The organism is Luteibacter sp., from assembly GCF_051958795.1.
Taxonomy (GTDB): domain Bacteria; phylum Pseudomonadota; class Gammaproteobacteria; order Xanthomonadales; family Rhodanobacteraceae; genus Luteibacter.
Genome location: NZ_JBQCFT010000033.1, coordinates 1 through 5284, shown reverse-complemented (window position 1 = coordinate 5284; position 5284 = coordinate 1). Strand labels below are relative to the sequence as shown.

The window sequence follows — 5284 nt, the reverse complement described above, 5'->3', positions numbered from 1 at the left end:
GTGGGTTTTGTGGGGTGGGGGCGTGGGGGCGGTTGGGGGGCCCGCGCCACCCCCCCCCCCCCCAACCGCCCCCCCCACAACGGTGAGGGGGGGCATCACTTCTTTTTCTTAGGGGCCGGCTTCTTCTTCGTCGGCGCGGCCTTGGTCTTCGCCTTGGTCTTCACCGGCGCCGCCGCCTTCGCCACCGGCGCGGCGTGAACCACGCCCTCGACGCCGGCCCAGTCCACGTGCGGCAGGCCGAGCAGGTCGTCGAACACCATCGGCATCAGGCCGGCCGGGATCGGCGCCGCCGCGTTCCACATGGTGACCACGCCCGCGTGGTACTTCGGGAAGAAGCCGATCATGGTGCGGTAACCGGAAACCGCGCCCGCGTGGTACACGAGGTCTTCGTTGGCATAGGTGAACACGCGCCAGCCCAGCGCGTAGTGCGCATCGGTGACGCGCGCGCGCCGCCATGGCTGGGAGTGCTCTTCGCCCGGCGTCGCCACGCCTGGTGCGTGCAGCACATCCAGCAGCGGCGTGGGCAGCACGTCGGGGCGGCCGCCCATCTGCGCCATCAGCCACTGCTCCATGTCGCGCAGGCTGGCGTTGACGCCGGCAGCGGGCGCGACGCGGTAGTAGGCGTCGTTGGGCTCGTACGGGATCCAGTTGTGCGGGCCACCGCGATGCGGGCGCGCCCAGCTCTTGCTCGCCTCGAGCGCGTCACGGCCATAGCTTGCCGTGGTCATGCCCAGCGGTGCGAAGATCCGGCGCTCCACCTGGCGGAAGAAATAGTCACCGGTCGTCGCGTAGATGACATCGCCGATCATGCTGAAGGCGACGTTCTGGTAGCCGTAGCACGCGCCCACCTTGCACGAGAGATCGACCTCGTCGAGCTTGCGCACCAGCTCCTCGTACGGGGCATCGGCCTCGAGCATCGCATCGTACGTGTTGCGCGGCAGGCCCAGGCGCTGGCCCAGGATGTCGCGCACGGTGGCCTGCTCGCCCGCCTGCGCGTCCTTCAGCTTGAAGTAGGGCAGGGTATCGGAGAGCTTCGTATCCCAGCTGAGGAAGCCGTCCTTCACGAGCACGGCGGTAACGCCCGTCGCGAAGGCCTTGGACAGCGACGCCAGGCGGAACACCGTCTCGGGCGTCGCCGGCTCCTTCGTCTTCGCGTTGGCGTAGCCGATCGCACGCTCGTAGACGACCTTGTCGTCCACGATGATCGCCGTGACCATCGCCGGCGCGGCATCACGTGCTTCGGCGGCGTCAAGCCAGCGCTTGTAGTCCTCGATCGTCTGCTTCACGCGATCGGCGGGGATCTTTGCCGAATCCGGATCCACGTGGACGACGGGCGGTTTCGGCGGGGGTGCCGCGAAGGCGGCGGGGGCGGAAAGGGCGGCGGCAAGCGCGCAGGCAAGCAGGGAGGCGGAACGGAACGGCATGCTATTCTCGCGGCACATCAGGCGTGGGGGCACGCCGCGGAGGGAAGGGGACCATGGCACTGATCGTACTGCTGATCATCGTGATTGGCATTGTCGTGTACTTCATCGGCATCTACAACGGACTGGTGACGGCGCGGAACGGCTACAAGAACGCTTTCGCGCAGATTGACGTCCAGCTAACAAGGCGCCACGACCTCATCCCCAACCTGGTGGAAACCGCCAAAGGCTACCTGGCGCACGAGCGCGGCACGCTGGAAGCCGTGGTGCAGGCGCGAAATGCCGCCGTGGCGGGCCTCGCCGCGGCGAAGGGCCACCCTGGCGAGGCTGCTGCGATGCAGCGCGTGGCCGAAAGTGAAAATGCCCTTGGCCAGACGCTCGGCAGGCTGTTCGCGCTTCAGGAAGCCTACCCGGACCTGAAGGCCAACCAGACGATGATGCAACTTTCGGAAGAACTCGCGTCCACCGAGAATCGCGTCGCGTTCGCCCGGCAGGCGTACAACGACGCCGTGATGACCTACAACAATCGCCGCGAAACCTTCCCCAATTCGCTCGTCGCCGGTGGTTTCCCAGCCGCCGAACCGCTTGCGATCGAACAGCCCGCCATGCGCGAGGCACCGAAGGTGTCGTTCACTTAACGGCGGCGCGCGCGCATGGATTTCTTCCAGCGCCAGGAGCAATCACGCCGCACGGGCCGCTGGCTCGTCGTGCTGTTCATCCTGGCGGTGCTTGGGACGGTGTTCGCCGTGGACGCCGTGGTCTACATCGCCGGCATGATCTTCCGGAGGCAGACGCCGCCGTGGTTCTGGGTCGCCTGGGCCACGCCCTCGGTGCTGCTGGTGATCGGTGGCGCCATGGCATGGCGCATCGGGAGCCTCGCGGCGGGTGGTGCCGTCGTGGCGGCAGACCTTGGCGGCGTACCGGTGGATCCGGCGACCAGCGATCCTGCGCTGCGGCGCCTGCGCAACGTGGTCGAGGAGACCGCGATCGCTGCCGGCATGCCGGTGCCGCGCCTGTTCGTCATGGAGGGCGAGGCCTCGATCAACGCGTTCGCTGCGGGTTATGGGCCGGACGATGCCGCCATCTGCGTCACGCGAGGGTGCCTCGACCAGCTTGATCGCGACGAACTGCAAGGTGTCATCGGCCACGAGTTCAGCCATATCCTCAACGGCGACATGCGGCTGAATATCCGGCTGATGGGGTTGCTGTTCGGGATCCTGGTGCTTTCGGTGATCGGGCGCGAGGTCATGAGCTTCACGGGGCGGGGCCGCGACAATTCGGTGCGCGTCGTGGCGCTGGCAGGCATGGGCCTGTGGCTGGTGGGTTCGATCGGCCTGTTCTTCGCACGGCTGATCCAGGCGGGCGTCTCCCGCTCGCGTGAATCGCTGGCGGATGCCTCCGCCGTGCAGTTCACCCGGCAGACGCGCGGTCTCGCGGGTGCCCTGAAGAAAATCGCGGGCCTGCCCGGCGGCTCGACGCTCGCGTCGCCGAAGCGTGCCGAAGTGGCGCATATGCTGTTCGGCGAAGCATCGGCCGGGACGTCGTGGTTCGCCACGCATCCGCCGATCCTCGAACGCATCAAGGCGCTCGATCCCGCGTTTCGTGAGGCGGACCTCGCGGGCGTGGTGGCATCGGCCGCTGCGCGCGCCGCCGCTCCGCCGGCGGAGGAAGAACGTGCGGATACCCGTGGCTTCGCCGCTGCCGGCGCCGCTGGCGTCGCGTATGCCACTGCGGTTGCCAGCCGCGTCGGCACGGCGGAGCCGCGTGACCTTGCGCACGCCGGCAACGTACGCGCCGCGCTCCCGCCCGCGCTGGTGGCAGCGGCGCACGATCCGGCCACCGCCCGCGCGCTCGTGCTGGCGATGTTGCTGGCGCCCACTGACCAGGCGGATGTCCAGGCGCAACAGGTGAACGCGCTGCGCGTGGTGCTGGGCGAGGACGAAGTCCGGCGGATGGACGAACTGAAGTTGCTGGCAGCCGGTCTCGCGCCCGCCGCGCGCCTTCCGCTCGTCGACATCGCTGCGCCGGCCCTGCGCACCTTGCAGCCTGAAGAGCGCGAGGCGCTGCTGACCCTGGTCCGCGAATTCGTCATGGCGGACCGCCAGGTCGAGCTGTTCGAGTACGCGCTGTCGCGCCTGCTGCGCGCGCGGCTGGTCAGCATGGGCGACCCCCGTGCGGCGGCACGGCCGGGCGAGCGCAAGCTGCGTGACGCGCGCGAGGCGTACAGCCGCCTGTGCGCGGTGGTGGCGACGTTTGGCAACCCGGATCCCAGGGCGGCGCTGCGTGCCTGGCAACTGGCGCAGCGCGAGGCGTTTGGCGAAGCCGGCGCGGCGATGCCGGCCGTGTCGGACTGGCGCATGGCCTTCGACGGCGCCGTGATCGAGCTGGCCCGCTGCAATCCCGCTTCGAAAGAACTGGTGGTTCGCGGCCTGTGGCTGGCCATCGCCGCCGACGGGGTGGTGACGGTGGCCGAGGCCGAGTGCCTGCGCGCCATCTGCGCCAGCCTGGGCTGCCCGCTCCCGCCGGAATTCGTGGACGAAGCACGCGGCGCATAAGGCCCGTGCTAGGCTTTCGCGGCCTCCACCGGAACCGCCGGCCACCGTGAACCTTCGCCGATCCCCGCTGGGCGAGGGCGCCATCCTGGCGCTGTCGATCATCGCCTTCTTCTTCGTGATGACCTCGTACTACGTGCTGCGTCCCCTGCGCGACCAGCTCGTCGGTGCGGTGGGATCGTCTTAGCTGCCCTGGTTATACGCGGTCGTGCTGGTCACCATGCTGGCGCTGACGCCCGTGTTCGGCTGGGTCGTCGCGCGCTTCCCGGGCAGGCGGGTCGTGGCGACGAGCTACCTGGCCTTCATCACCTGCATGGTCGCCTTCATTCCCGCCTTCGTCGCGCAGGACACCATTGGCGCGAAGACCCTGGGCGTCGTGTTCTTTGTCTGGGTCAGCGTCTTCAACCTGTTCGTCGTGTCGCTGTTCTGGAGCTTCATGGCGGATATCTTCCGCAGCCGCCACGCGCGCCTGGTGTTCCCGTTCATCGCCTTCGGCGGCATGGGCGGTGCGCTTCTGGGGCCGCTGATTACGCGCTTGCTGGTGGAGCGCATCGGCGTGCCGTCCATGCTGGTGATCTCGGCGATCGCGCTGCTCCTGGCGCTGGCCGCGTTGATGGTGCTGTCGTCGCGCCCTGCGGACGGGGATCCGGTACGGAGCGAAGCCGTGGGTGGCTCGATCCTTGAGGGGGCGAAGTCGGCGTTCACGCAGCCGTTCCTGCGCTACATGGCGATCCTGATGCTGCTGAGCGACGGCATCGGCACCATGGCCTACGCGCTGGTGGCGGATTACGCCAAGGCGCATTTCGTCGATAACGCGGGCCGCACGGCGTTCTACGCGAGCCTGGACCTCTGGGTGAACGGCCTGGGCGCGGTCATGCAGCTGACGCTCACGCCCTTGCTCCTGCGCGGCCTGGGCGCCGTGTGGGCGATGGTGGTGCCGTCGCTGGTGAACTTCGTGCTGCTGGCGCTGCTGGTCGTGCTCGGCCCGGCGGATATCGGTGTGATGGGTTATACGGTGCCGCTGATCGCCATCGTGATGATCGGCAGCCGCGGCATGACCTACGGCATGATCAAGCCGGCCTCGGATTCGCTGTATACGCGCATGCCGCGCGAGGCGCGCTACAAGGGCAAGAACTTCATCGAGACCGCCGTATGGCGGTTCGGCGACCTTGCGGTCACGAGCGCTCTCACCGCCGCGCGCATGGCCGGCGTGGGGATCTCGACCATCGGCCTGGTCTGCGCGGGCGTCGCCGCCATCGCTACGGAAATCGCGCGACGCGCGGCGACCTCACCCGACCTGCTGCCGGAGGA

The 5284-nt window shown here is 68.6% G+C and carries 5 protein-coding genes; 4 read left to right on the top strand and 1 reads right to left on the bottom strand.

Features of this window, described 5'->3' with window-relative positions; genetic code table 11:
- Positions 1–95: 95 nt before the first annotated feature.
- Positions 96–1424, bottom strand: coding sequence for a serine hydrolase domain-containing protein (locus tag ACTHLF_RS02005; RefSeq protein ID WP_440324385.1), 1329 nt, complete (start codon positions 1422–1424; stop codon positions 96–98).
- A gap of 53 nt (positions 1425–1477) precedes the next feature.
- Between ACTHLF_RS02005 and ACTHLF_RS02000 the strand changes: the two genes are divergently transcribed.
- From ACTHLF_RS02000 to ACTHLF_RS01985, 4 genes are all read left to right on the top strand, one after another.
- Positions 1478–2059 (top strand): LemA family protein, encoded by a 582-nt coding sequence (locus ACTHLF_RS02000; RefSeq protein WP_440324384.1) that lies wholly within the window; start codon positions 1478–1480, stop codon positions 2057–2059.
- A 15-nt stretch (positions 2060–2074) separates the two neighbouring features.
- On the top strand, positions 2075–3976 hold the full coding sequence (locus tag ACTHLF_RS01995; protein ID WP_440324382.1) for a M48 family metallopeptidase: 1902 nt from the start codon (positions 2075–2077) through the stop codon (positions 3974–3976).
- A gap of 46 nt (positions 3977–4022) precedes the next feature.
- A complete protein-coding gene (locus tag ACTHLF_RS01990; protein ID WP_440324380.1) occupies positions 4023–4160 on the top strand; it encodes a hypothetical protein in 138 nt (45 codons plus the stop codon).
- 21 nt (positions 4161–4181) lie between these two features.
- On the top strand, positions 4182–5284 hold a 1103-nt coding region (locus ACTHLF_RS01985; RefSeq protein ID WP_440324379.1), incomplete at its 3' end, for an MFS transporter.